The sequence below is a fragment of the Pseudomonas sp. Irchel s3h14 genome (assembly GCF_900187425.1).
Lineage (GTDB): Bacteria > Pseudomonadota > Gammaproteobacteria > Pseudomonadales > Pseudomonadaceae > Aquipseudomonas.
On the sequence record NZ_FYDJ01000027.1, the window covers coordinates 16069 to 38340 of the forward strand.

The 22272-nt window shown below is 58.6% G+C and carries 19 protein-coding genes; 7 read left to right on the top strand and 12 right to left on the bottom strand.

Going from position 1 to position 22272, the window contains the following annotated elements; all coding sequences use genetic code 11:
* Position 1: 1 nt before the first annotated feature.
* The 3 genes from aspS to CKW16_RS28790 all read right to left on the bottom strand — a co-directional run bounded on the left by aspS (position 2) and on the right by CKW16_RS28790 (position 2596).
* Positions 2–1777, bottom strand: a complete 1776-nt coding sequence (gene aspS / locus CKW16_RS28780; RefSeq protein ID WP_046049663.1) for an aspartate--tRNA ligase — start codon at positions 1775–1777, stop codon at positions 2–4.
* Between the two features lie 122 nt (positions 1778–1899).
* The gene (locus tag CKW16_RS28785) at positions 1900–2121 is read right to left on the bottom strand and encodes an FmdB family zinc ribbon protein (protein WP_010457489.1); all 222 of its coding nucleotides are present in this window, start codon (positions 2119–2121) and stop codon (positions 1900–1902) included.
* 136 nt (positions 2122–2257) lie between these two features.
* A complete protein-coding gene (locus CKW16_RS28790) occupies positions 2258–2596 on the bottom strand; it encodes a ribbon-helix-helix domain-containing protein (protein ID WP_095132690.1) in 339 nt (112 codons plus the stop codon).
* Between the two features lie 489 nt (positions 2597–3085).
* Between CKW16_RS28790 and CKW16_RS32780 the strand changes: the two genes are divergently transcribed.
* Complete coding sequence (locus tag CKW16_RS32780; protein WP_095132692.1) at positions 3086–3688, top strand: cold-shock protein; 603 nt, start codon at positions 3086–3088, stop codon at positions 3686–3688.
* A gap of 70 nt (positions 3689–3758) precedes the next feature.
* On the opposite strand, the gene CKW16_RS28800 is transcribed toward CKW16_RS32780, so the two are convergent.
* A complete protein-coding gene (locus tag CKW16_RS28800) occupies positions 3759–3965 on the bottom strand; it encodes a SlyX family protein (RefSeq protein ID WP_056741397.1) in 207 nt (68 codons plus the stop codon).
* Positions 3966–3968: 3 nt separating this feature from the next.
* Positions 3969–4394, bottom strand: coding sequence for an HIT domain-containing protein (locus CKW16_RS28805; RefSeq protein WP_095132741.1), 426 nt, complete (start codon positions 4392–4394; stop codon positions 3969–3971).
* Positions 4395–5310: 916 nt separating this feature from the next.
* On the opposite strand from CKW16_RS28805, the gene CKW16_RS28810 reads away from it, so the two are divergent.
* Positions 5311–6657, top strand: coding sequence for an OprD family porin (locus CKW16_RS28810; protein ID WP_095132694.1), 1347 nt, complete (start codon positions 5311–5313; stop codon positions 6655–6657).
* Positions 6658–6734: 77 nt separating this feature from the next.
* Here the strand turns inward: CKW16_RS28810 and CKW16_RS28815 are convergent, their stop codons facing one another.
* The gene (locus CKW16_RS28815) at positions 6735–7577 is read right to left on the bottom strand and encodes a mechanosensitive ion channel family protein (RefSeq protein WP_095132696.1); all 843 of its coding nucleotides are present in this window, start codon (positions 7575–7577) and stop codon (positions 6735–6737) included.
* Between the two features lie 73 nt (positions 7578–7650).
* Positions 7651–8136, bottom strand: a complete 486-nt coding sequence (locus tag CKW16_RS28820; protein WP_007906601.1) for a YajQ family cyclic di-GMP-binding protein — start codon at positions 8134–8136, stop codon at positions 7651–7653.
* Between the two features lie 141 nt (positions 8137–8277).
* On the opposite strand from CKW16_RS28820, the gene CKW16_RS28825 reads away from it, so the two are divergent.
* The 3 genes from CKW16_RS28825 to CKW16_RS28835 are packed head-to-tail and all read left to right on the top strand — an operon-like array spanning position 8278 to position 11861.
* Positions 8278–9195: a putative 2-dehydropantoate 2-reductase gene (locus CKW16_RS28825; RefSeq protein ID WP_095132698.1), complete on the top strand. Its 918-nt coding sequence runs from the start codon at positions 8278–8280 to the stop codon at positions 9193–9195.
* 45 nt (positions 9196–9240) lie between these two features.
* On the top strand, positions 9241–11277 hold the full coding sequence (locus CKW16_RS28830; RefSeq protein ID WP_095132743.1) for a PAS domain-containing sensor histidine kinase: 2037 nt from the start codon (positions 9241–9243) through the stop codon (positions 11275–11277).
* Between the two features lie 2 nt (positions 11278–11279).
* Complete coding sequence (locus CKW16_RS28835; protein WP_095132700.1) at positions 11280–11861, top strand: cob(I)yrinic acid a,c-diamide adenosyltransferase; 582 nt, start codon at positions 11280–11282, stop codon at positions 11859–11861.
* A gap of 114 nt (positions 11862–11975) precedes the next feature.
* On the opposite strand, the gene CKW16_RS28840 is transcribed toward CKW16_RS28835, so the two are convergent.
* From CKW16_RS28840 to secA, 4 genes are all read right to left on the bottom strand, one after another.
* Entirely contained in the window at positions 11976–12920 is a 945-nt protein-coding gene (locus CKW16_RS28840; RefSeq protein WP_095132702.1) for a Nudix family hydrolase, read from the bottom strand.
* A complete protein-coding gene (locus tag CKW16_RS28845) occupies positions 12917–13549 on the bottom strand; it encodes a glutathione S-transferase family protein (protein WP_095132704.1) in 633 nt (210 codons plus the stop codon). The genes CKW16_RS28840 and CKW16_RS28845 overlap by 4 nt, the downstream gene beginning before the upstream one ends.
* A gap of 165 nt (positions 13550–13714) precedes the next feature.
* Positions 13715–14932, bottom strand: a complete 1218-nt coding sequence (argJ, locus tag CKW16_RS28850; RefSeq protein WP_095132706.1) for a bifunctional glutamate N-acetyltransferase/amino-acid acetyltransferase ArgJ — start codon at positions 14930–14932, stop codon at positions 13715–13717.
* 122 nt (positions 14933–15054) lie between these two features.
* Entirely contained in the window at positions 15055–17790 is a 2736-nt protein-coding gene (gene secA / locus CKW16_RS28855) for a preprotein translocase subunit SecA (RefSeq protein ID WP_095132708.1), read from the bottom strand.
* 307 nt (positions 17791–18097) lie between these two features.
* Between secA and CKW16_RS28860 the strand changes: the two genes are divergently transcribed.
* Positions 18098–18553: a DUF721 domain-containing protein gene (locus tag CKW16_RS28860; protein WP_008147416.1), complete on the top strand. Its 456-nt coding sequence runs from the start codon at positions 18098–18100 to the stop codon at positions 18551–18553.
* A gap of 123 nt (positions 18554–18676) precedes the next feature.
* Here CKW16_RS28860 and CKW16_RS28865 read toward each other — a convergent pair whose 3' ends face one another.
* Entirely contained in the window at positions 18677–20164 is a 1488-nt protein-coding gene (locus tag CKW16_RS28865) for a helicase HerA-like domain-containing protein (protein WP_095132744.1), read from the bottom strand.
* A gap of 189 nt (positions 20165–20353) precedes the next feature.
* Here CKW16_RS28865 and CKW16_RS28870 point away from each other — a divergent pair, with 189 nt between their 5' ends.
* A complete protein-coding gene (locus CKW16_RS28870; protein ID WP_095132710.1) occupies positions 20354–22243 on the top strand; it encodes a methyl-accepting chemotaxis protein in 1890 nt (629 codons plus the stop codon).
* Positions 22244–22272 lie beyond the last annotated feature (29 nt).

Here is a 22272-nt window from a genome sequence, read left to right on the forward strand (position 1 = left end):
CTTACTCAGCTTTAGGCGTTTCGCGCAGACGAATGTGCAGTTCGCGCAATGCCTTGGCATCTACCACACCCGGAGCCTGAGTCATGACGCAAGCGGCGCTCTGGGTTTTCGGGAAGGCGATCACTTCACGGATCGACTGGGCGCCGGTCATCAGCATCACCAGACGGTCCAGACCGAAGGCCAGGCCACCGTGCGGCGGCGCGCCGTATTTCAGGGCGTCGAGCAGGAAGCCGAATTTCTCTTCCTGTTCCGCTTCACTGATACCCAGCAGACGGAACACCGACTGTTGCATTTCCTTGCGGTGGATACGGATCGAACCGCCACCCAGCTCGGTGCCGTTCAGTACCATGTCGTAGGCGCGGGACAGAGCGGTCGCCGGGTTGGCTTCCAGTTCTTCCGGGGTGCACTTCGGCGCGGTGAACGGGTGGTGCAAGGCGGTGAAGCTGCCGTCGTCGTTCTCTTCGAACATCGGGAAGTCGACAACCCACATCGGTGCCCACTCGCAGGTCAGCAGGTTCAGATCGTTACCGACCTTGATCCGCAGCGCGCCCAGGGCTTCGCTGACGATCTTGGCTTTGTCGGCACCGAAGAACACGAGGTCGCCGTCAACCGCGCCAACGCGATCAAGGATCACATTGAGGTTGGCTTCAGGGATGTTCTTGACGATCGGCGATTGCAGACCTTCAACGCCTTTGGCGCGCTCGTTGACCTTGATGTACGCCAGGCCCTTGGCACCGTAGATGCCGACGAACTTGGTGTAGTCGTCGATCTGCTTGCGCGGCATGCTCGCCGCGCCTGGAACGCGCAGAGCGGCAACGCGGCATTTCGGGTCGTTGGCAGGGCCGCTGAACACCTTGAAGTCGACTTCTTTCAGTTGATCGGCAACGTCAACCAGTTCCAGCGGGTTACGCAGGTCCGGCTTGTCGGAACCGTAACGACGCATGGCCTCTTCGAAGGTCATGTGCGGGAAGTCGCCGAATTCCAGATCCAGCACTTCCTTGAACAGGTTGCGGATCATTTGTTCGGTGATACCCATGATCTCTTTTTCATCGAGGAAGCTGGTCTCGATGTCGATCTGGGTGAATTCCGGCTGACGGTCGGCGCGCAGGTCTTCGTCGCGGAAGCACTTGGCGATCTGGTAGTAACGGTCGAAGCCGGCGACCATCAGCAGCTGCTTGAACAGCTGTGGCGATTGCGGCAAGGCGAAGAAGCTACCTGCGTGAGTACGGCTCGGCACCAGGTAGTCGCGAGCGCCTTCTGGCGTGGCGCGGGTCAGAATCGGCGTCTCGACATCGAGGAAGCCGTTCTCGTCCAGGAAGCGACGGATGCTGGTGGTCATGCGCGAACGCAGACGCAGCTTCTCGAGCATTTCCGGACGACGCAGGTCGATAAAGCGATAACGCAGGCGGGTTTCTTCGCCGACGTCGGAGAACTCGTTGAGCGGGAATGGCGGGGTTTCCGCTTCGTTCAATACTTCCAGCTCGTAGCCCAGCACTTCGATCATGCCCGACGCCATGTTGGCATTGCCGGCACCGGCCGGACGCAGGCGAACCTTGCCGGTGACCTTGACCACGTACTCGCTGCGCACGCGATCGGCGGCGGCGAAGGTTTCAGCGCGGTCCGGGTCGAACACCACCTGGGCCAGACCGTCACGATCACGGATATCGAGGAAAATCACCCCACCGTGGTCACGGCGACGGTGAACCCATCCGCAAAGGGTAATTTCCTGGCCTTCCAGGCTTTCGTTCAGTTGGCCGCAATAATGGCTGCGCATCATGGTAGTGGTTTCGCTTCTCGTAATTCGAAATTCGGTTGGAGACCTTGCTCATATCCTGCCCTTGTGAAAGGCGCCAGATGATGCAAGAGCTCGCACGTGTCGTTCAACTCAGGTTCAAGACCCTAGTCAGCTTTGTCGCCGCCGGCCAGATTCTTCTTGGAACCGGTCTTGAAATCGGTTTCGTACCAGCCGGTGCCACTAAGGCGGAAGCCCGGCATGGACAGCATCTTCTTAAGCTCTGGCGCCTGGCAGGCAGGGCAGTCGACCAGCGGTGCTGCGCTGATCTTTTGAATGGCTTCCAACTGATGACCACAGGAAGCACATTGATAGTCGTACATCGGCATGGGGGTTGTCTCGGCGATCAGATTGCTACCGCACACGCTGGGTTTTGCGGCAAAGAGCGGGATTATATCCATTAAATGCAGCCTGTGCAGCCGTAAGACTGCACAGACCGACACTCTACCCATTCCACCCCTGTGGCTAAGGCATGGCGACGCAGCCGCCTTCCTTCAGGCTGTGCACGACGCACACAACCCGCACCAGCCCGGTGAAGTTCTTGACCCCGCCGTGACGCAAATGCACCTCGCGGTCCACATGGGACAACAGCGCACTGACCGTACAGCAGTTGACCTTGGCCATGTCGCCCAAAATATCCCAATAGACCTGCTCAAGCCGCAAGCAGGTGGCGAAGCCATTCAAACGCACCGACCGGGATAAAGGCTGGGCCAGGCCCATATCAAATTCGCTGACAAATGGATCGATCCTTATCTCCTTGACCGGGCCGACCCTCCCCTCGCTTCTCCTGTCTTCGTAATCCATATCGTTGACACTCCTTAGCCATCCTTGCCTTCTTTAAGAGCAATATCTGTTGGTCTATAAAAGCGCAGGCGCAAAGGTATATCCAGATGACTTTATGACCATCAATGTAGGAGAAGCCAACAACTGAAGGGCGATCATGGAGACCGTCCTAGGCCGGCCATTTTCCTACATAGTCAGACGCTGTTTGACTAACGCGAAAGGGGTTTAAGGAGACAAGAGGGGTCAGCAGGTCAGCCGTCGGTTCGTCGCTGACTTTATCGAGGGCGCCCGGTTACCTGCAACAAATCGACCCTCAGGGCACCGCTGGACTGCCTGATTTGAGTAGCCGCAGGCTTTACTGTTAAATAGGCAGTGTGTCGCTACCGCCTATTTTCCGGGGGCTGCGCATAGGCTGGTACCGGGTACGTGTCCAACGCCTCTTATTGTTCTGAAGCGAACCGTGCTCAATCAGCTCTTCCTTGTGATCCGTCTTAACGTGAGTTACTCAAAATGTTGAAAATTGTCCACCTGCTAATGGGCGCAGCAGCCTTGCTGTTGTCCTTCATCCCTAGCCTGCGATCCGAAGCCTTACCTTACCTGCAACAACCCGATGCGCTGTACCTGGCCTTTTTCGGCCTGCTCAACCTCACCCTCGCTCCTGTTATCCCTTACTGGAACAAAGGCCCGCGTCATCAACTGCAAAACCTGGTCAGCGCCCTGCTGGTTCTGGCCGTCGTCCTGCAAACACTGACGCTGATCGCGCCAATGCCTGTCATTGCCGGTCAACCTGCTGTTCTGTTCAGCCTGGTCGCTGCCCTGATTGCCGTTCTTCTGCACCTGGCCATCAGCTTCTACAAATCTTCACCGGCCGCCGCCTCGCCAAGCTATGACATGAGCAACCGCGATACCGGTACCGTAAAGTGGTTCAACACCTCCAAAGGCTTCGGCTTTATTTCCCGTGATTCCGGCGATGATATTTTCGTGCATTTCCGGGCCATTCGTGGCGAAGGTCATCGTGTTCTGGTCGAAGGCCAGCGTGTGGAGTTCTCTGTCATGAACCGTGACAAGGGCCTGCAAGCCGAAGATGTGATCGCCGCTCTGCCGCGCCGCTGATCCAAGGCTAAAAAAAACCGCGAACAGCCTGGCTGTTCGCGGTTTTTTATTGCCCGTCTGTTGGTCACACTCAGTAATGCGGCGGTGGCGCTTCTTCTTCAAACGTCTCGAATTGACCGGCCATTTCCTCTTGCCGCTTGAGCAAGGCCGCCATTTGCAGTTGCAGGCGCTCAACCGCACGCTGCTGCGTCGCCAGCACATCACTCAATGCCTGGATGGTGTCATCCTGAAACGCCAGCTGGCTCTCCAGATCGGTAACGCGATCTTCCAGGCTCATGATTCAACCCTCCAGAAACGTAAAATCATCGGTCAATACCAGGCGCAACCGCTCGCGAATCAACGCGATCTGCTCTGAGCCATAAGGCTTGGCTGGGTGTTTACCCCAGACCGGCGCCGGCCAGGCGGCATCCTCACGCTTGCGCACAATCACATGCATGTGCAACTGACTGACGACGTTACCCAGGGCCGCGACATTCAACTTGTCCGCGTCGAACGAGTCCTTGAGCATTTCCGCCAGTGCGGTCGTTTCCTGCCACAGCTGCTGTTGATCTGCGACATCCAACTGAAATATCTCACTGATATCGTCGCGACGTGGCACGAGAATGAACCAGGGGTAGTTCGAATCATTGGACAGCAGTAACCGGCACAGTGGGAAATCCCCGATCGGTAACGTGTCTTGTTGAAGCCGTGGATCTAAAGCGAACACTGCGCGCACTCCCGCCTGGTCATCATTTTTCAGCTTAGCGCCCATCCCGAAAGACGGCGCACCAAGCGACAGGACGGCAGCATACCTGCGAACGCCGCTGGCTTCACGACGAACCATGGTCGAAGCCAACCCGAGAAACTACAAACAACCGGTCACGCGCCCCGACATGAGTCACTTTCGTTCAGGCCGCACCATTACAGAACCAGCAACCACACAAAAAACGCCGAACTGACTGATAAACAACGACGCGTTCGAATTTGGCAAACGGCCGCACTGTATGAAATCAGTACAGCGATTAAAATTTTTTGCACCAAAACCGCACAGTGCGTCTACGCTGAGTCGGTCAGGTATCCGCCATTTACTCACTGGCGGGGTGAACCGGTAACGTTTGGGGTTGTCACGCAGTCGACCACGAAGGTACAACACGATACAAACCATGGCGTCAAGCCCGAACAAAACGTGCTTGAACCCCCCGGTTTTATGAGGTTTTTACAGTGACAGGCAGGCTTTCAGAAAAAAAACCAGCAGGATTCTGATTTGTGCACGCTTGTTGCATTCACACCCACATCGCCTCTAAAGCGTCCGCTGGAAGTGGAAGCTTCAAGGCAAATAAAAACAGTGGCAGGGTTGCCCGATGGAGATTCAAGCGTTTCACCAGGGACTCTTTTTACCGATGCTCAGGCCTTGGAAAACAACGTTAAAAGTTGTCAGTCCGCTTGCGTCGAGGCTTTAAATTTGCGACATCTACCAAGCCGTTTGCGACAGGGTCGTAAAGAAGCTGAAAGGTTAGATGCGCAAGTATCGCCAACATGGTCGGCGTGATATAAGTTTGCGCCGACACAAAAAGAAAGAGCCGCCCAGATAATAAATCAGGTGGGACGGCAGTACTCTTCTAAAACCAAAGGAGCAAATCACGATGCGCGTGATGAAGTGGAGCATGATCGCACTGGCAGTTGCAGCAGCAGCCAGTACTCAAATGGCTACGGCCGCACCTTTCGTAAGTGACCAGGCTGAAGCCAAAGGTTTTGTTGAAGACAGCACGCTGAACTTGCTGGTTCGCAACTACTACTTCAACCGTGACAACAAAGATGGCGCCCGCGACGTCAAAGACTGGACCCAAGGTATTTGGGGCACCTACAACTCCGGTTACACCCAAGGTCTCATAGGTGTCGGCGTTGATGCGTTCGGTTACCTGGCCATCAAACTGGATGGCGGCGATGGCACTTCCGGTTCGGGCAACATGAGCCGTAGCGACACCGTCAACGCCAACGGTGGCCGCGACGTCAACGACAGCCAGGGTAAAGCCGGGGGAGCCATTAAACTCCGCGTCTCCAAAACCGAGCTGAAATTCGGCGACATGTCGCCAAGCACTGCTCCAGTGTTTGCTGTTGGCGGTTCCCGTATCCTTCCTCAAGTTGCCACCGGTTTCCAACTGCAGAGCAGCGAAGTCAAAGACCTTGACCTCGAAGCCGGTCACTTCTACTCGGGTTCCAGCCAGGACAAAAACGCCCGTGACGGCGGCCTGTATGCAAACTACGCTGGCGTTGAAGCCAACAGCATCGACTATTTCGGTGGCAAGTACGGCATTACCGATAACCTTTCCGCATCGCTGTATGGCGCCAAGCTGGAAGACATCTGGAACCAGTACTACGCCAACGTGAACCTCACCACTCCATTTGGTGGTGACACGTCGCTGAACACCGACTTCAACATCTACCGCACCACCGACACCGGTGACGCGAAAGCCGGTGAGATCAGCAACACAGCATTCTCGCTGGCCACTGCTCTGTCGTTCCTGAAAGCACACACCATCACCCTGGCCTTCCAAAAGGTTAATGGCGATACCCCGTTCGACTACATCGGTATTGGCAAGAACAACCGCGGCGGCGACTCGATCTTCCTCGCCAACTCCATCCAGTACTCTGACTTCAACGCCCCTGGCGAGAAGTCTGCCCAGATCCGTTACGATCTGAAAATGGCTGAGTACGGCGTTCCTGGTCTGAGCTTCATGACCCGTTACGTGAAAGGTTGGGACATCGACGGTACCAACACTCCAGCAGGCAGCGCTTACGCCGGCCTGTACGGTGAAGATGGCAAGCACAACGAAACCAACTTCGAAGCCAAGTACGTTGTTCAGTCTGGCCCGGCAAAAGATCTGTCCGTCCGCTTCCGTCAAGCTTGGCACTTTGCTAACGCCGACGAAGGTGAAGGCGACGTGAAAGAGTTCCGTGTGATCGTCGACTACCCGCTGTCGATTTTGTAATCGCATCCAGTTAGTTTGCGGTAACAAACAAAAAGGCCCATCTTCGGATGGGCCTTTTTTTGTTGCCTGTTTGTTACTTACTGCACCGCCGATTCCTGAACCACTCGAATCACCCGCTGTGGAAACGGGATATCGATACCGGCCGTTTTCAATCGATCACGGGACTGTTCGTTGAACATGAACATCACATCCCAATAATCCGCAGTCTTCACCCACACTCGCAGGGAAACAGTAATTGAACTGTCGCCCAGAGTAGAAATTACTGCCTGAGGTGCCGGATCAGCCAAAACACGCTCATCTTTGGCCAGGTCCAGCAAAACACGACGGGCCTTCTGCAAGTCCGCCTCGTAATCCACACCCACATCAAACACAACTTTGCGCGTCGGTTGACGGTTAGTGTTGGTGATGATGCCGTTCGACAGGTTGCCGTTCGGTACGATGATGGTTTTGTTATCGCCGGTGCGCAGGACGGTGTGGAAGATCTGAATGCTGTCGACCGTGCCGGCAACACCTTGGGCTTCGATCCAGTCACCAATGCGGAACGGACGGAACAACAAAATCAGCACACCACCCGCGAAGTTCGCCAGGCTGCCCTGCAAGGCCAGACCGATGGCCAGACCTGCCGCACCGATGGCGGCGACGAACGAAGTGGTTTCCACGCCGATCATTGAGGCTACGCTGACGATCAGCAGAACCTTGAGAATGATGTTTGCCAGGCTGCTGATGAAGCCTTGCAGCGCGAGGTCGGCGTTACGTAGCGCCAACAGGCCGCCGAGTTTTTGCGTGACTCTGTTGATCAGCCACCAGCCGATGGCCAGGGTGATCACCGCCAGCAGCACGCGGCTGCCGTATTCCATGATCATCGGAATCCAGGCTTGAGAGGCCTTGACCAGGTTGTCCACTTCAGTATTCAAATCCATCTACATTCTCCTGGGTTAAGCACAATCCCTGTGGGAGCGACGGGCGGCGATCCCACAGGTCCCGCCTGAAAGGTCAGTCGCGGAAGTTGTTGAACTGCAGCGGCATATCGAACGTCTTGGCGCGCAGGGCCGCGATGGCTTCCTGCAAATCGTCACGCTTCTTGCCGGTAATGCGCACTTGCTCGCCTTGAATGGCAGCCTGAACCTTGAGCTTGGCGTCTTTGACATGAGCGACGATTTTCTTCGCCAGCTCTTTGTCGATGCCTTCCTTGAGGACCGCTTCCTGCTTCATCAGTTTGCCCGACGCATAGGCATCCTTGACTTCAAGGCACTGCACGTCGATTTTGCGCTTGACCAGGGCCAGCTTGAGGATCTCAATCATCGCTTCGAGCTGGAAATCGGCTTCAGCGGTCAGGTTGACGGTCAGGTCCTTTTCCTTGAACTCGAAGGTGCCTTTGCCTTTCAGGTCATAACGACGATCGAGTTCCTTGACGGCGTTCTCGACCGCGTTGGTGACTTCGTGTTTGTCCAGTTCGGATACCACGTCGAACGACGGCATGTAATCTCTCCAATAAAAGGGCATGCTCGATCACGATGGAGCACGCCTGGCTTGCGGTTAAAATCCGCGCTGATTATAACGGGTCTTTCCCATCATTCACTGCGAGCCTCCCATGCGCGCGATAAACAGAGCAAAAAGCTGATGTCCACCACCTGGCATGTTCTGGGCGCCGGCAGTCTTGGCACCTTATGGGCCACGCGATTGGCGCGGGCCGGCGTGCCGGTCAAGCTGATCGTGCGGGACGCTGCACGCTTAGAGGCGTATGAGGCGGCGGGTGGGTTGACGTTGGTCGAACACGGTAAAGCGCAGTGCTATCCAGTGCCTGCCGAGACACCCGACAGCGGTGAACCGATCAACCGCCTGCTGGTGGCCTGTAAAGCCTACGATGCCGAGAAAGCCGTGGCCCAACTGGCACCGCGCCTGGCTCCCGACGCCGAGCTGATCCTGTTGCAGAACGGTCTTGGTAGCCAGGACGCCGTCGCCACGCAGGTACCGCAGGCTCGCTGCATTTGTGCGTCGAGCACCGAAGGTGCCTTTCGCGATGGCGACTGGCGCGTGGTATTCGCCGGCCACGGTTACACCTGGCTGGGGGATGCCGGACATCCCGTGGCGCCGATCTGGCTGGATGACGTGAGCGCCGCCGGGATTCCCCACGAGTGGAGCACCGACATTCTGACCCGGCTGTGGCGAAAACTGGCGCTCAACTGTGCGATCAATCCGCTGACCGTGCTGCACGATTGCCGTAATGGCGGTTTACAGGAACATCGCTGCGAAGTCGCCACCCTTTGCGGCGAATTGACCGAGTTGCTTGAGCGCTGCGGTCAGCCAGCAGCGGCCGAGGACCTTCAACAGGAAGTCGAACGGGTGATTCACGCGACCGCCGCCAACTACTCTTCGATGTATCAGGACGTCGCGAACCAGCGCCGCACCGAAATCAGCTATCTATTGGGTCATGCCTGCAAAGTCGCCGCGAGGCATCAGTTGAACCTGCCGCACCTCAATCAACTTGAGCAACGGTTGATCACCCATCTGCACAGCCTTGGATTGCCCAGCGACTGAGCAGCGGCTACGCTGGCCACTTGTTCCTTTTCAGCGATGAACCTGATGCCATTGCGCCAGCGCCTTGAAAACCTTCCGGTCGGCCAGAAATTGCTGGCCGCCCTGCTGGTGCTGTTGACCACCGTCCTGCTGGTCGCCAACCTGACCTTTATCAGCGCCGCGTACTACATCTCCCAGGAAAGCATGGCACCTCAGGCCTTGCAGACCATCGGCCGCCTGGTGTCCAACCCCAGCCTGGTGTCCGAAGCCTTGCAGTCACCGCAAAGCGCCGAACGCCTGCTCAATGAACTCAATAGCTATTCACCACTGCGCGCAGCGGCCCTTTATAACGGCAAGGGCGAGCGTCTGGCGCAGTTGCAGCATGGCGAAAATCTGAGCCTGCCGGAGCGCTACCGGCACATCGAATCCTGGCAAGCCACCGAGTTTCGCAGCAATCAAGTGATCACCCTGCCCCGCCCCGGCACCGCGCCCGGCCACCTGTTACTGGTCGCCAGCAGCGAACTGCCGATGGCGTTCTACACCGGCACCCTCACCGCCAGCCTCGGGATTCTGATCTTCAGTGTGCTGTTGTGGCTGGTGATCGCCCGGCAGATCAAACGCCTGATTACCCGGCCGATCCATCAGCTCGAAGAGTTGTCCCGGCAAGTGACCCGGGAAGAGAACTACGCCCTGCGCGCCTCCCGCGGCAACCATGACGAAATCGGCAGCCTCGCCGAGGCGTTCAACACCATGCTCTCGCGGATCGAGGCCCGTGAGCAGCAACTCAAACGGGCACGAGATGATTCCCAGGCCGCGTATGACCAGGCCCAGGGCCTGGCCGAAGAAACCCGTCATACCAATCGCAAACTGGAACTCGAAGTCCAGGTGCGCAGCAAGATCGAGAAGAAGCTCACCGGTTTCCAGAACTACCTCAACAGCATCATCGATTCGATGCCATCGGCGCTGATCGCCCTTGATGAACAGCTCTACGTGACGCAGTGGAATCAGGAAGCCAGCGCCCTCTCCGGTACACGCCTCGACGAAGCTTTGAACCAGCCGATTTTTCTCGCTTTCGAACCGCTCAAGCCGTTTCTGCCGCAACTCAAGCAAACCGTCGAGCAGCACACGGTGGCCAAGATCGAGCGTGTCACCTGGTTCAAGGACGAAGAACCCAAGCACTACGCGCTGACGTTCTACCCGCTGATGGGTGGCGCCGGGCGTGGTGTGGTGATCCGGATCGACGACATCACCCAGCGCCTGTCGCTGGAAGAAATGATGGTGCAGTCGGAAAAAATGCTCTCGGTCGGTGGCCTTGCAGCGGGCATGGCCCACGAGATCAACAACCCGTTAGGCGCGATCCTGCACAACGTGCAGAACATTCGCCGACGCCTTTCGCCTGATCTGCCGAAGAACCTCGAACAAGCCGAGCAAACCGGGATCGCGCTGGATACGGTCAACAAATACCTGCAAGCGCGCGAAGTGCCGCAGTTGCTCGACGGCATTCAACAGGCTGGCGCCCGGGCGGCAAAGATTGTCACGCACATGCTCAGCTTCAGCCGCCGCAGTACCCGGCAAATGGCCCCGTGCGACCTGCCGGCGCTGATCGATCAGGCGGTGGAAATCGCCGGCAACGACTTCGACCTGGCGATCGGTTTCGACTTCAAGGGCCAGGCGATCATTCGCCAGTTCGATCCAGCGTTGGGCCCCGTGCCCGGGACCGCGAACGAACTGGAGCAAGTGCTGCTCAATCTGCTGAAAAACGCCGCTCAGGCGATTCACCAACGTGAAGACGACCGCGAGCCGGGACGGATCATTCTGCGCACCAAGTTGAATCCGCCGTGGGCGGAAATCCAGGTGGAGGACAACGGCATCGGCATGAGCGAGAGCGTGCGCAAACGCACCTTCGAACCGTTCTTCACCACCAAGGAAATCGGTCAGGGCACCGGCCTTGGCCTGTCGGTCTCGTATTTCATCATTACCAACAACCACAAGGGTCAGATGGAAGTGCAATCGACCCTGGGCCAAGGCACGTGTTTCACCTTGCGCCTGCCCTTGGCGGGCACCCCGCTCGTCTCTCAAGAACTCAATCAGCTATCGAGGTAACCATGGGCTTTCGCTTGTCGAAGATTTACACCCGCACCGGCGACAAAGGCGAAACCGGGCTGGGTGACGGCCGCCGCGTGCCCAAGGACCATCCGCGGATCGAAGCCATTGGCGAAGTCGATACGCTGAACAGTCAGGTGGGTGTGCTATTGGCCGGGTTGGCGGCGGAAAGTGGCGAGCATCCGGGCTTGAACGAAGTGATCGAGGTTTTGGCGCCTTGCCAGCATCGGTTGTTCGACTTGGGTGGTGAACTGGCGATGCCGGTGTACCAGGCACTGAACACGGCAGAAATCGAACGGCTGGAAGCGGCAATCGATGTGTGGAATGAAGAACTGGGGCCGCTGGAGAATTTCATTCTGCCGGGTGGCTCGGCGTTGATTGCCCAGGCCCATGTGTGCAGATGCCTGGCGCGCAGTGCGGAGCGGCGGTGTCAGCAATTGAATGCCGTCGAACCGTTGGCCGGGGTTGGGTTGGCGTATATCAATCGGTTGTCGGACTTGTTGTTTGTGGTGGCGCGGTTGATTGCCAAGCGGCAGGGGATTGCCGAGATACTTTGGCAGCCGGCGGCGAAACCTTCTAACTGATCGTTCCCACGCTCTGCGTGGGAATGCAGCCCGGGACGCTCTGCGTCCCATCAAGAGCCGAACGCGGAGCGTCCGTTGATGCATTCCCACGCGGAGCGTGGGAACGATCGGGTGCTATGCCTCAGGCCAAAACGCCCGAATCCCCGCCGCACCCTGTGCACCTGCTTCCCAGGCTTTCTGAAGATCCGCCGGGCCAACACCACCGAGCAGGAACACCGGTTTGCTGAAACCTTCGATCAACACTGAAGCCTGCTCCCAACCCAGCGGCTGAGCCCCCGGATGAGTCAGGGTCGGTTGCACCGGTGACAGGGTCACAAAATCCACATCCATCTGCTCGGCCAACGCCAGCTCTTCAGCGTTATGGCAGGACGCCGCCAGCCAGCGCGACGCCGGTAACGGGCGGCCAGCTGCCGCGTACTTGCGCAGTTGCGCAGAGGTAATGTGCCAACCGGCGGACGGGAAATCTCCCAGCCATTCGAACGGCCCCTTGATCATCAACTGCGCCTTGCCAGCACACAGCCCCGCCGCGTCCACCGCCAGATCGCGGTACTTCGGATCGTAACCGTTGGGTGCCCGCAACTGGATCAGCTTGATGCCGCCGGCAATGGCTTTTTGAATACCGCGCAGCAAGGCCGGGGTTTCCAGATCTTCCGGGGTAATCAAATACTGCGCGGGTAACCGTGCAGCCGCGACAATCGGCTGGTTGGCCGCCGGGAACTCGTAGTTCAGCAGATCGCGGGGCGCGACCCATTCCAACGGCTGGCCTTCGGCGCCGTGTGGTTCGCCGGTAAAGGCCGACACTTCCCAAACGTCCAGCAACACTTGCTTGTCCGGGTAATCGTGCCGGACCTTGATCAGCGGGCGAGCCGCGTTGACCACGATGCCCAACTCTTCATGGAGCTCGCGAGCCAGGGCGGTTTCGACGGATTCGTCGGCCTCGACCTTGCCACCGGGAAACTCCCACAAACCGCCCTGATGCTGGGTATCGGCACGGCGTGCGATGAGGATCTTGCCACTGCCATCGCGGATGACAGCGGCGGCTACGTGTACTCGCTTCACTGCCCGACCTCCTCCAGACCCGCCTTCTGCCACGCCTTGAAGGCTGGCCATTGGTAGATGGTTTCGACGTAGGCCGCGTCCGCTGCAGGTAGCCTCACCTGATAGGTGCGCAGGCGCACGGCGATTGGTGCGAAGAAGGCATCGGCCAGGGTCGCGCCGCCGAACAGGAACGGACCGGTTTCGGTGGCGGCAGCGCGGCACTCGGCCCACAACGCCAACATCCGCTCGATGTCAGCCTGGACGTCAGCCGGTACCGGCGACAGCGCAGCGTCGCGGCTCAAGTCGAATGGCATGTTGCCGCGCATGGCGAAGAAACCACTGTGCATCTGCGCGCACGCCGAGCGGGCCTGGGCACGGGCGGCGGTGTCTTTGGGCCAGAGGCCGGCGTCGGGGAACTGCTCTGCCAGATACTCGGCAATCGCCAGGGAGTCGGCGATGGTGCCGTGTTCGGTTTTCAACAGCGGGACTTTGCCGGTCGGCGAGTGCTTGAGCAGACGCTCACGCGTATCCGGCAGGTTCAGCTTGATCAGTTCTTCGGTGTAAGGAACGCCAGCCAGGTCGAGAGCCAACGCGCCGCGCAGGGACCAGGAGGAATGCAGTTTGTCGCCGATGATCAGGTGGAGGCTCATGTTCGGGACCTTTTGATAGGGGTATGGGCCAGAATCTTTAGTGTCTGGTCGACCGCCTTCGCGAGCAAGCCCGCTCCCACATTCGATCGCATTTCTTCTGGAGGAACCCGGTCAAATGTGGGAGCGGGCTTGCTCGCGAAGGGAGCAACTCGGTCCTGACGTTGGTTACGTGCGGTATTCGGCGTTGATTTTCACGTATTCGTGGGACAGGTCCGTGGTCCAGATGGTTTCGCTGCAATCACCGCGACCCAGCTCGATACGGATCGTAATTTCTTCCTGCTGCATCACTGCCGCGCCCTGGGCTTCGGTGTAGGTCGATGCGCGAGCGCCACGGCTGGCGATGCACACTTCACCGAGGAACACGTCGATCTTGCTCACGTCCAGGTTCGGTACGCCGGCACGGCCCACGGCGGCCAGAATGCGGCCCCAGTTCGGGTCGGAGGCGAACAGTGCGGTCTTGATCAGCGGCGAATGAGCCACGGTGTAACCGACGTCCAGGCATTCCTGGTGATTGCCGCCGCCGTTGACTTCCACGGTGACGAACTTGGTCGCGCCTTCGCCGTCACGAACGATGGCCTGGGCCACGTCCATGCACACTTCAAACACCGCTTGCTTCAACTTGGCAAACAACTCGCCTTCGGCGCGGGTGATTTCCGGCAGTGCCGCCTGACCGGTGGCGATCAGCATGCAGCAGTCGTTGGTCGAGGTGTCGCCGTCGATGGTGATGCGGTTGAACGACTTGTTGGCACCGTCCAGCAGCAGGTTTTGCAGCACGTCGCGGGAGACTTTGGCGTCGGTGGCGATGTAGCCGAGCATGGTCGCCATGTTCGGGCGGATCATGCCCGCGCCTTTGCTGATACCAGTGACGGTGATGGTCACGCCGTCGTGCTGGAACTGGCGGCTGGCACCTTTGGGCAGGGTGTCGGTGGTCATGATGCCGGTGGCGGCAGCTTCCCAGTTGTTGACCGACAGGTCGTCGAGGGCGGCTTGCAGAGCCCCTTCAATTTTCTCGACCGGCAGCGGCTCGCCGATCACACCGGTGGAGTACGGCAACACCAGGCTGGCGTCGACGCCGGTCAGCTCAGCCAGCTTGGCGCACGTACGCTCGGCGGCGGCAAGGCCCGGTTCGCCAGTGCCGGCATTGGCATTGCCGGTATTGGTCAACAGGTAACGCACCGGACCTTGCACACGCTGCTTGGCCAGGATCACAGGAGCTGCGCAAAAAGCGTTCAGGGTGAACACGCCAGCGACCGTGGAGCCTTCGGCACAGCGCATGACCACAACATCCTTGCGCCCCGGGCGCTTGATGCCAGCCGAGGCGATACCGAGTTCAAAACCGGCAACCGGGTGCAACGTTGGCAAAGGACCAAGACCAACAGCCATGAATGCGCTCCTTAATAAATGATGTCAGCACCGCTTTCAGGAAGAACGGTGGTTTAAATGGCAAAACGCCGCGACGGCATAAGCCGGTCGCGGCGCGGGTATTTCAGCGTATGAAACGGGTTTTACTGGATCTGCCCGTGGCAATGCTTGAACTTCTTGCCCGAACCGCAGTAGCAAAGTTCGTTGCGGCCCAGCTTCTGTTCGTTGCGTACCGGCGCGATGGCAAGGGCGACATCGACTTCTTCACCCAGCAGCTCCGGTTGCTCAAGCCCCGGTGCTTCGTCGTGCTGGAACTGCATGCGTGCAGCCAGCGCTTCGGCTTCCTGACGCAGGCGTTGTTCTTCTTCGATCGGATCTTCGCGGCGAACCTGAACGTGGGACAGCACACGGATCGAGTCGCGCTTGATCGAATCCAGCAGCTCGGAGAACAGCGTGAAGGACTCGCGCTTGTACTCTTGCTTCGGGTTCTTCTGTGCATAACCACGCAAGTGGATGCCGTGACGCAGGTGATCCATGGTCGACAGGTGGTCTTTCCACAGGTCGTCGAGCACACGCAGAACGATTTGCTTCTCGAAGGTGCGCAGCGCTTCGGCGCTCGCCTGCTCTTCTTTCTCGTTGTACGCGGCCAGCAGCTCGGCCATGAGCTTCTCGCGCAGGGTTTCTTCGTACAGGTGATCGTCTTCGTCGAGCCATTTCTGGATCGGCAGCGCCACACCGAAGTCGCTCTGCAACGCCGCTTCCAGACCGGCCACGTCCCACTGCTCAGGCAGCGATTGCGGTGGAATGTGGGCGCTGACGGTTGCGTTGAGCACGTCCTGACGGAAGTCGGCGATGGTTTCACCGATGTTGTCGGCGGCCAACAAACTGTTACGCATGTGATAGATCACTTTACGTTGTTCGTTGTTGACGTCGTCGAACTCGAGCAGTTGCTTACGAATGTCGAAGTTGCGGCCTTCAACCTTGCGCTGAGCCTTCTCGATGGCGTTGGTCACCATGCGGTGCTCGATCGCCTCGCCAGGCTGCATGCCCAGGGCCTTCATGAAGTTCTTCACCCGATCAGAGGCGAAGATGCGCATCAGGCTGTCTTCCAGCGACAGGTAGAAACGGCTGGAACCGGCGTCACCCTGACGACCGGCACGACCACGCAGCTGGTTGTCGATACGGCGCGATTCGTGACGCTCGGAAGCAATCACCTGCAAACCGCCCGATTCGAGCACTTGCTGGTGACGTTTCTGCCAGTCGGCCTTGATCTGGGCAATCTGCTCAGGAGTCGGGTCTTCCAGGGTTGCCACTTCAACTTCCCAGTTACCGCCCAACAGGATGTCGGTACCACGACCGGCCATGTTGGTGGCGATGGTCAGTGCGCCTGGGCGACCGGCCTGGGCAATGATCTCGGCTTCTTTTTCGTGGAACTTGGCGTTCAGGACCTTGTGTTCGATGCCTTCCTTTTCCAGCAGCGCAGACATGTGCTCGGAAGTTTCGATGGTTGCAGTACCCACCAGCACCGGACGGCCCTGGGTCATGCATTCCTTGATGTCATTGATGATCGCCGCGTATTTCTCTTCGGCGGTCAGGAACACCAGGTCGTTGTAGTCTTTACGCGCCAGCGGTTTGTTCGGCGGGATAACCATCACCGACAGACCGTAGATCTGGTGGAATTCGAACGCTTCGGTGTCGGCGGTACCGGTCATCCCGGACAGCTTGTTGTACAGACGGAAGTAGTTCTGGAACGTGGTCGAGGCCAGGGTCTGGCTTTCGGCCTGAATGTTCAGGTTTTCCTTGGCTTCGATGGCCTGGTGCAGGCCTTCGGACAGACGGCGACCCGGCATGGTACGACCGGTGTGTTCGTCGACCAGGACAACCTGGCCATCCTGCACGATGTATTCGACATTGCGATTGAACAGTTTATGAGCGCGCAGACCGGCATAAACGTGAGTCAGCAGACCGAGGTTGTGCGCCGAATACAGGCTCTCGCCTTCAGCCAGCAGGCCAACGCGGGTCAGCATGTCTTCGATGAACTGGTGACCGGCTTCGTTGAGCTCAACCTGACGGGTCTTCTCGTCGACGGTGTAGTGGCCGGCCTTGGTGACTTCGCCTTCCACTTCTTCGATGTGCAACTCGAGCTGCGGGATCAGTTTGTTGATCTCGATGTACAGCTTGGAGCTGTCCTCGGCCTGACCGGAAATGATCAGTGGGGTACGGGCTTCGTCGATGAGGATGGAGTCGACTTCGTCGATCACGGCAAAATTGAGTTCGCGCTGGAATTTTTCTTCCATGCTGAACGCCATGTTGTCGCGCAGGTAGTCGAAACCGAATTCGTTGTTGGTGCCGTAGGTAATGTCGGCAGCGTAAGCCAGACGTTTCTCTTCCGGCGGCTGGAACGGCGTGACAACACCGACCGACATTCCGAGGAATTCGTAGAGCGGACGCATCCAGTTGGCGTCACGACGGGCCAGGTAGTCGTTCACCGTCACAACGTGCACGCCCTTGCCGGACAGTGCGTTGAGGTAAACGCCCAGTGTTGCCACCAGGGTCTTGCCTTCACCGGTACGCATTTCCGCGATCTGACCTTCATGCAAGGTCATGCCGCCGATCAGTTGGACATCGAAGTGGCGCATACCCATGACGCGCTTACCGGCTTCGCGGGCGACCGCAAAGGCTTCTGGCAGCAGCTTGTCGAGGGTTTCCCCTTTGGCGATGCGGGCCTTGAACTCATCTGTCTTGGCACGCAATTGATCGTCCGAAAGGGCCACCATTTGCTCTTCGAAGGCATTGACGAGTTGCACCGTCTTGAGCATGCGTTTGACTTCACGCTCGTTCTTGCTTCCAAAAAGTTTCTTTAACAAAGGCGCAAACATATCGGCAGGATCTTCCACACTAAAGGGATGGAGGGCGGCCCCGTGAGTCGCCCGAGCAGCCCTCATGGCCGCATGCGAACGAGCATTCTACCCGGAAACGATGGTGAGGAAAGTGGCGTTGTTCCACGATGCTGGCACAGCGTTGTGACGGGGCTCACTTAAAATAAGGGCTTTTTGCTCAACTTCAAGCCATTCACGGCAGAAGTTACTTGTTGATTTAATGGGTAAAGCGCTCGCAAAGCAATGGCTCGGGTGCATCCGGTGCTTTCTGCTACCATGGCGGCTCTGTTACTTCAGGTGTCTGATCATGGCATTTCGCCCTCTTACGGCCAGAGCACCCGCCGTTCTGCTTCGCGAAGCCAAACCGCTGAAAGCCATCTTCGGCCACGCTCAACGCCTGGGTCATTTACAACGTCTGCTGGAAAGCCAATTGCAGCCCGCCGCCCGCGAGCATTGCCATGTGGCGTCGTGGCGCGAAGGCAGTTTGTTGCTGATAGTGACCGACGGTCATTGGGCAACCCGCTTGCGCTATCAGCAAAAGCGTCTGCAACGGCAACTACAGATGTTCGACGAATTCGCCAGCCTGACGCGGATTCTGTTCAAGGTTCAGCCGCCCACGGTTCAGCAAGGGGCGGCTGGCCATACCATCAGCTTGTCGACCGATGCAGGCGCGACCATTCAGGCCACAGCCGACGGGATCAGCGATCCGAATCTGCGGGCGGCGCTGGAACGGTTGGCGGCTCACGCCAAACCCAAAACCTGACGCAAATCTAATGTGGGAGCGGGCTTGCTCGCGAAGACGGTCTGACATTCAACATAATAGATGTTGTCTGATCTACCGCTTTCGCGAGCAAGCCCGCTCCCACATTTTTACCGTGCCCGCTTGTTATCGGCGTTTGCTGCCGCCGAGCAACGACCCCATCAAGCCGCGTACCAACTGTCGGCCCAATTGATTGGCCGCCTGGCGCATCGCTGATTTCAGTGCCTGCCCCGCCGCGGTGCCGAGGAATTCCCCGGCCTTGTCGGTGAAGCTTGGCTCTTCGGCTGCCGGTTTGCCCGCAACAGCGTCAGGCTCTGGCGCCAACCCTTTGCGCCCCATCAACACTTCATAAGCCGATTCGCGATCAACGGGTTTGTCATACCGCCCCTTGAACGGCGACCCCGCGATCAGCACTGTGCGTTCAGTCTCGCTCAACGGCCCGATCCGCGATTGCGGCGGCGCAACCAACACCCGCTGGACGATCTCCGGCGTGCCCTTGTCCTGCAACGTGCCAACCAGCGCCTCGCCGATCCCAAGTTCGGTCAGCACCGACAAGGCATCAAACGCCGGGTTCGGTCGGAAGCCTTCGGCTACTGCTCGCAGGGATTTCTGTTCCTTGGCGGTGAACGCGCGCAAGCCATGCTGAATGCGCAAACCGAGTTGAGCCAGCACGTCATCCGGCAAGTCGCCCGGCGATTGGGTGACGAAATAAACGCCAACGCCTTTCGAGCGTATCAACCGCACCACTTGTTCAAGACGATCCTGCAACGCCTTTGGCGTACCGGCGAACAATAAATGTGCTTCGTCGAAAAACAGCGCCAGCAGCGGTTTGTCCGCATCGCCGCGCTCCGGCAATTGCTCGAACAGTTCGGCCAGCAGCCACAACAGGAACGTTGCGTAGACCTTCGGCGCTTCATGCACCAGACGGCTGGCATCGAGCAAATGAATGCGCCCGCGGCCCTCGGCGGTCGGCTGCAGAATGTCTTCGAGTTGCAGCGCCGGCTCACCGAACAACGCTTCGGCGCCCTGTTGTTCCAGGGTCGCCAGACGCCGCAACAGCGCCTGACTGGAACCGGTGGTCAGCAGCGCGGCGTCATCACCCAGCAATTCGGGGTTATCACGCAGGTGATTGAGCAGTGCCTTCAGGTCCTTGAGGTCCAGCAGCAACAGCCCTTCACGGTCCGCCACCTTGAACGCGGCGTACAGCGCCGACTGCTGACTGTCGGTCAGCTCCAGCAGGCTGCCAATCAATAACGGCCCCATTTCGCTCAAGGTTGTGCGCAATGGATGACCGGACTGACCGTGAATGTCCCACAGGGTCACTGGATACGCCTGAGGCTTATGGTTCAGCCAGGGCATCCCGGCGATCCGCTCGGCGACTTTACCTTGAGGGTTGCCAGCGGCGCCCAGACCACACAGGTCACCCTTGATATCGGCGGCGAACACCGCCACGCCGGCATCGCTGAATGCTTCGGCCATCCGTTGCAAGGTGACGGTTTTGCCCGTCCCGGTTGCGCCCGCGACCAAACCATGACGGTTCGCCAGACGCATGGCCTGGGCAATGGGCTGCCCGGCGAGATCGGCACCGATAACGAGTTGTAATGAGTCAGGCATTTTGTCACCCATGGTTAATCTTTGATCCTTCACGGCCGATAGAAATAAGCGAGAGACCCAATTGAAAGCAAGGTCCGACATTCCCCTATGGAGAGCAGGAATTACCGACTCGCTCCGTTGCGCACTCATTTTGCGCGCATTAGCAGCAACGCGCCCCGAACAATAAGACCTTAGCGGACCCCCCGAGCCATGAACAAAAATCTGCGCTTCAGCCATAAAATCCTGCTTGCCGCCGCCCTCATCGTCATTGCCGCCTTCGCCTCGTTCACGCTGTACAACGACTATTTGCAGCGCAATGCCATTCGCGAAGACCTGGATAACTATCTCAATGAGATGGGAGACGTCACCGCCAACAACATCCAGACCTGGCTCGCCGGTCGTATCCTGCTGATCGACAACCTCGCCCAGAACATCGCCATCAACCCCGAACAGGCCACTGTCTCCAGCCTGCTTGAGCAGAAAGCCCTGACGTCGACCTTCATGGCGTCCTACCTGGGCGACGCCACCGGCCACTTCACCATCCGCCCGGATGCGAAGATGCCCGATGGCTTCGACCCACGGGTTCGCCCTTGGTACAAAGGCGCCGAAAGCAGCAGCACCGCCACCCTGACCGAACCCTACATCGACGCAGCCACCGGCCAGACCATCATCTCGATCGCCACCGCCTCGAAAAAGGCTGGCCAAAGCGTCGGTGTGGTGGGCGGCGACCTGAGCCTGCAAACCCTGATCGAGACCCTCAGCGCCCGCGACTTCAACGGCATGGGTTACGCGTTTCTAGTGAACGCCGACGGCAAGATTCTTGTCCACCCGGACAAAACCATGGTGATGAAGTCCCTGAGCGAGGCGTACCCGAAAAATACCCCGCGCCTCAGCAGCGACTTCAGTGAAGTGGAGGTCGACGGCAAAACCCGCATCGTCACCTTCACTCCGATCAAAGGCCTGCCATCGGTCAATTGGTACATCGGTCTGTCGGTGGACAAAAACAAAGCCTTCTCGATGCTCAGCGAATTCCGCGCCTCGGCGGTCGTTGCGACGGTCATTGCCGTGGCCATCATCATCGCTCTGCTGGGCATGCTGATCCGCATCCTGATCCAGCCGCTGCACGTCATGACCCGCGCCATGGCCGACATCGCCGACGGCGAAGGCGACCTGACCAAACGCCTGACCATCGTGAACAACGATGAATTCGGTGTCCTCGGTACCGCGTTCAACCGTTTTGTGGAACGTATTCACGGTTCGATCCGCGAAGTGTCGTCGGCCACCGGACAAGTCAACGAAGTGGCCCTGCGTGTCGTGGCCGCCTCGAACTCGTCGATGTTCAACTCCGACCAACAGGCTTCGCGCACCAGCAGCGTGGCCGCGGCGATCAACCAGCTCGGCGCCGCCGCTCAGGAAATCGCCCGTAACGCAGCGCAAGCATCGAGTCAGGCCAGCGATGCCCGCAGCCTGGCCGAAGACGGCCAGCAAGTGGTGGATCGCAGCATTGTCGCGATGAATCAACTGTCGAGCATGCTCAGCGCCTCGAGCACTAACATCGAATCGCTGAACAGCAAAACCGTGAACATCGGGCAGATTCTCGAAGTGATCACCAGCATCTCCCAGCAAACCAACTTGCTGGCGCTCAACGCGGCCATCGAAGCGGCGCGCGCCGGTGAAGCCGGACGTGGTTTTGCCGTGGTGGCCGATGAAGTGCGCAACCTGGCGCACCGCACTCAGGAATCGGCGCAACAGGTGCAGACCATGATCGAGGAGCTGCAAGTCGGCGCCCGTGAATCCGTCAGCACCATGAGCGACAGCCAGCGCCACAGTCAGGACAGCGTCGAAATCGCCAACCTGGCCGGCGAGCGGTTGAACAGCGTGACGTTGCGTATTGGCGAGATTGACGGGATGAACCAGTCGGTGGCCACGGCGACCGAGGAACAGACGGCGGTGGTGGAGTCGATTAACGTCGACATTACCGAGATCAACACACTGAATCAGGAAGGGGTGGAAAACCTGCAGGCGACGTTGCGGGCGTGTTCGGATCTTGAGCAGCAGGCGGCGCGGCTTAAACAGTTGGTAGGTAGTTTCCGTATTTAGCGCCTGAACTGGCCTCATCGCGGGCAAGC

Excerpts from the sequence above, each read along its gene's own strand:
- aspS (WP_046049663.1), bottom strand. The coding sequence starts at position 1,777 with ATGATGCGCAGCCATTATTGCGGCCAACTGAACGAAAGCCTGGAAGGC.
- CKW16_RS28785 (WP_010457489.1), bottom strand. The coding sequence starts at position 2,121 with ATGCCGATGTACGACTATCAATGTGCTTCCTGTGGTCATCAGTTGGAA.
- CKW16_RS28790 (WP_095132690.1), bottom strand. The coding sequence starts at position 2,596 with ATGGATTACGAAGACAGGAGAAGCGAGGGGAGGGTCGGCCCGGTCAAG.
- CKW16_RS32780 (WP_095132692.1), top strand. The coding sequence starts at position 3,086 with ATGTTGAAAATTGTCCACCTGCTAATGGGCGCAGCAGCCTTGCTGTTG.
- CKW16_RS28800 (WP_056741397.1), bottom strand. The coding sequence starts at position 3,965 with ATGAGCCTGGAAGATCGCGTTACCGATCTGGAGAGCCAGCTGGCGTTT.
- CKW16_RS28810 (WP_095132694.1), top strand. The coding sequence starts at position 5,311 with ATGCGCGTGATGAAGTGGAGCATGATCGCACTGGCAGTTGCAGCAGCA.
- CKW16_RS28815 (WP_095132696.1), bottom strand. The coding sequence starts at position 7,577 with ATGGATTTGAATACTGAAGTGGACAACCTGGTCAAGGCCTCTCAAGCC.
- CKW16_RS28820 (WP_007906601.1), bottom strand. The coding sequence starts at position 8,136 with ATGCCGTCGTTCGACGTGGTATCCGAACTGGACAAACACGAAGTCACC.
- CKW16_RS28825 (WP_095132698.1), top strand. The coding sequence starts at position 8,278 with ATGTCCACCACCTGGCATGTTCTGGGCGCCGGCAGTCTTGGCACCTTA.
- CKW16_RS28830 (WP_095132743.1), top strand. The coding sequence starts at position 9,241 with ATGCCATTGCGCCAGCGCCTTGAAAACCTTCCGGTCGGCCAGAAATTG.
- CKW16_RS28835 (WP_095132700.1), top strand. The coding sequence starts at position 11,280 with ATGGGCTTTCGCTTGTCGAAGATTTACACCCGCACCGGCGACAAAGGC.
- CKW16_RS28845 (WP_095132704.1), bottom strand. The coding sequence starts at position 13,549 with ATGAGCCTCCACCTGATCATCGGCGACAAACTGCATTCCTCCTGGTCC.
- argJ (WP_095132706.1), bottom strand. The coding sequence starts at position 14,932 with ATGGCTGTTGGTCTTGGTCCTTTGCCAACGTTGCACCCGGTTGCCGGT.
- secA (WP_095132708.1), bottom strand. The coding sequence starts at position 17,790 with ATGTTTGCGCCTTTGTTAAAGAAACTTTTTGGAAGCAAGAACGAGCGT.
- CKW16_RS28860 (WP_008147416.1), top strand. The coding sequence starts at position 18,098 with ATGGCATTTCGCCCTCTTACGGCCAGAGCACCCGCCGTTCTGCTTCGC.
- CKW16_RS28865 (WP_095132744.1), bottom strand. The coding sequence starts at position 20,164 with ATGCCTGACTCATTACAACTCGTTATCGGTGCCGATCTCGCCGGGCAG.
- CKW16_RS28870 (WP_095132710.1), top strand. The coding sequence starts at position 20,354 with ATGAACAAAAATCTGCGCTTCAGCCATAAAATCCTGCTTGCCGCCGCC.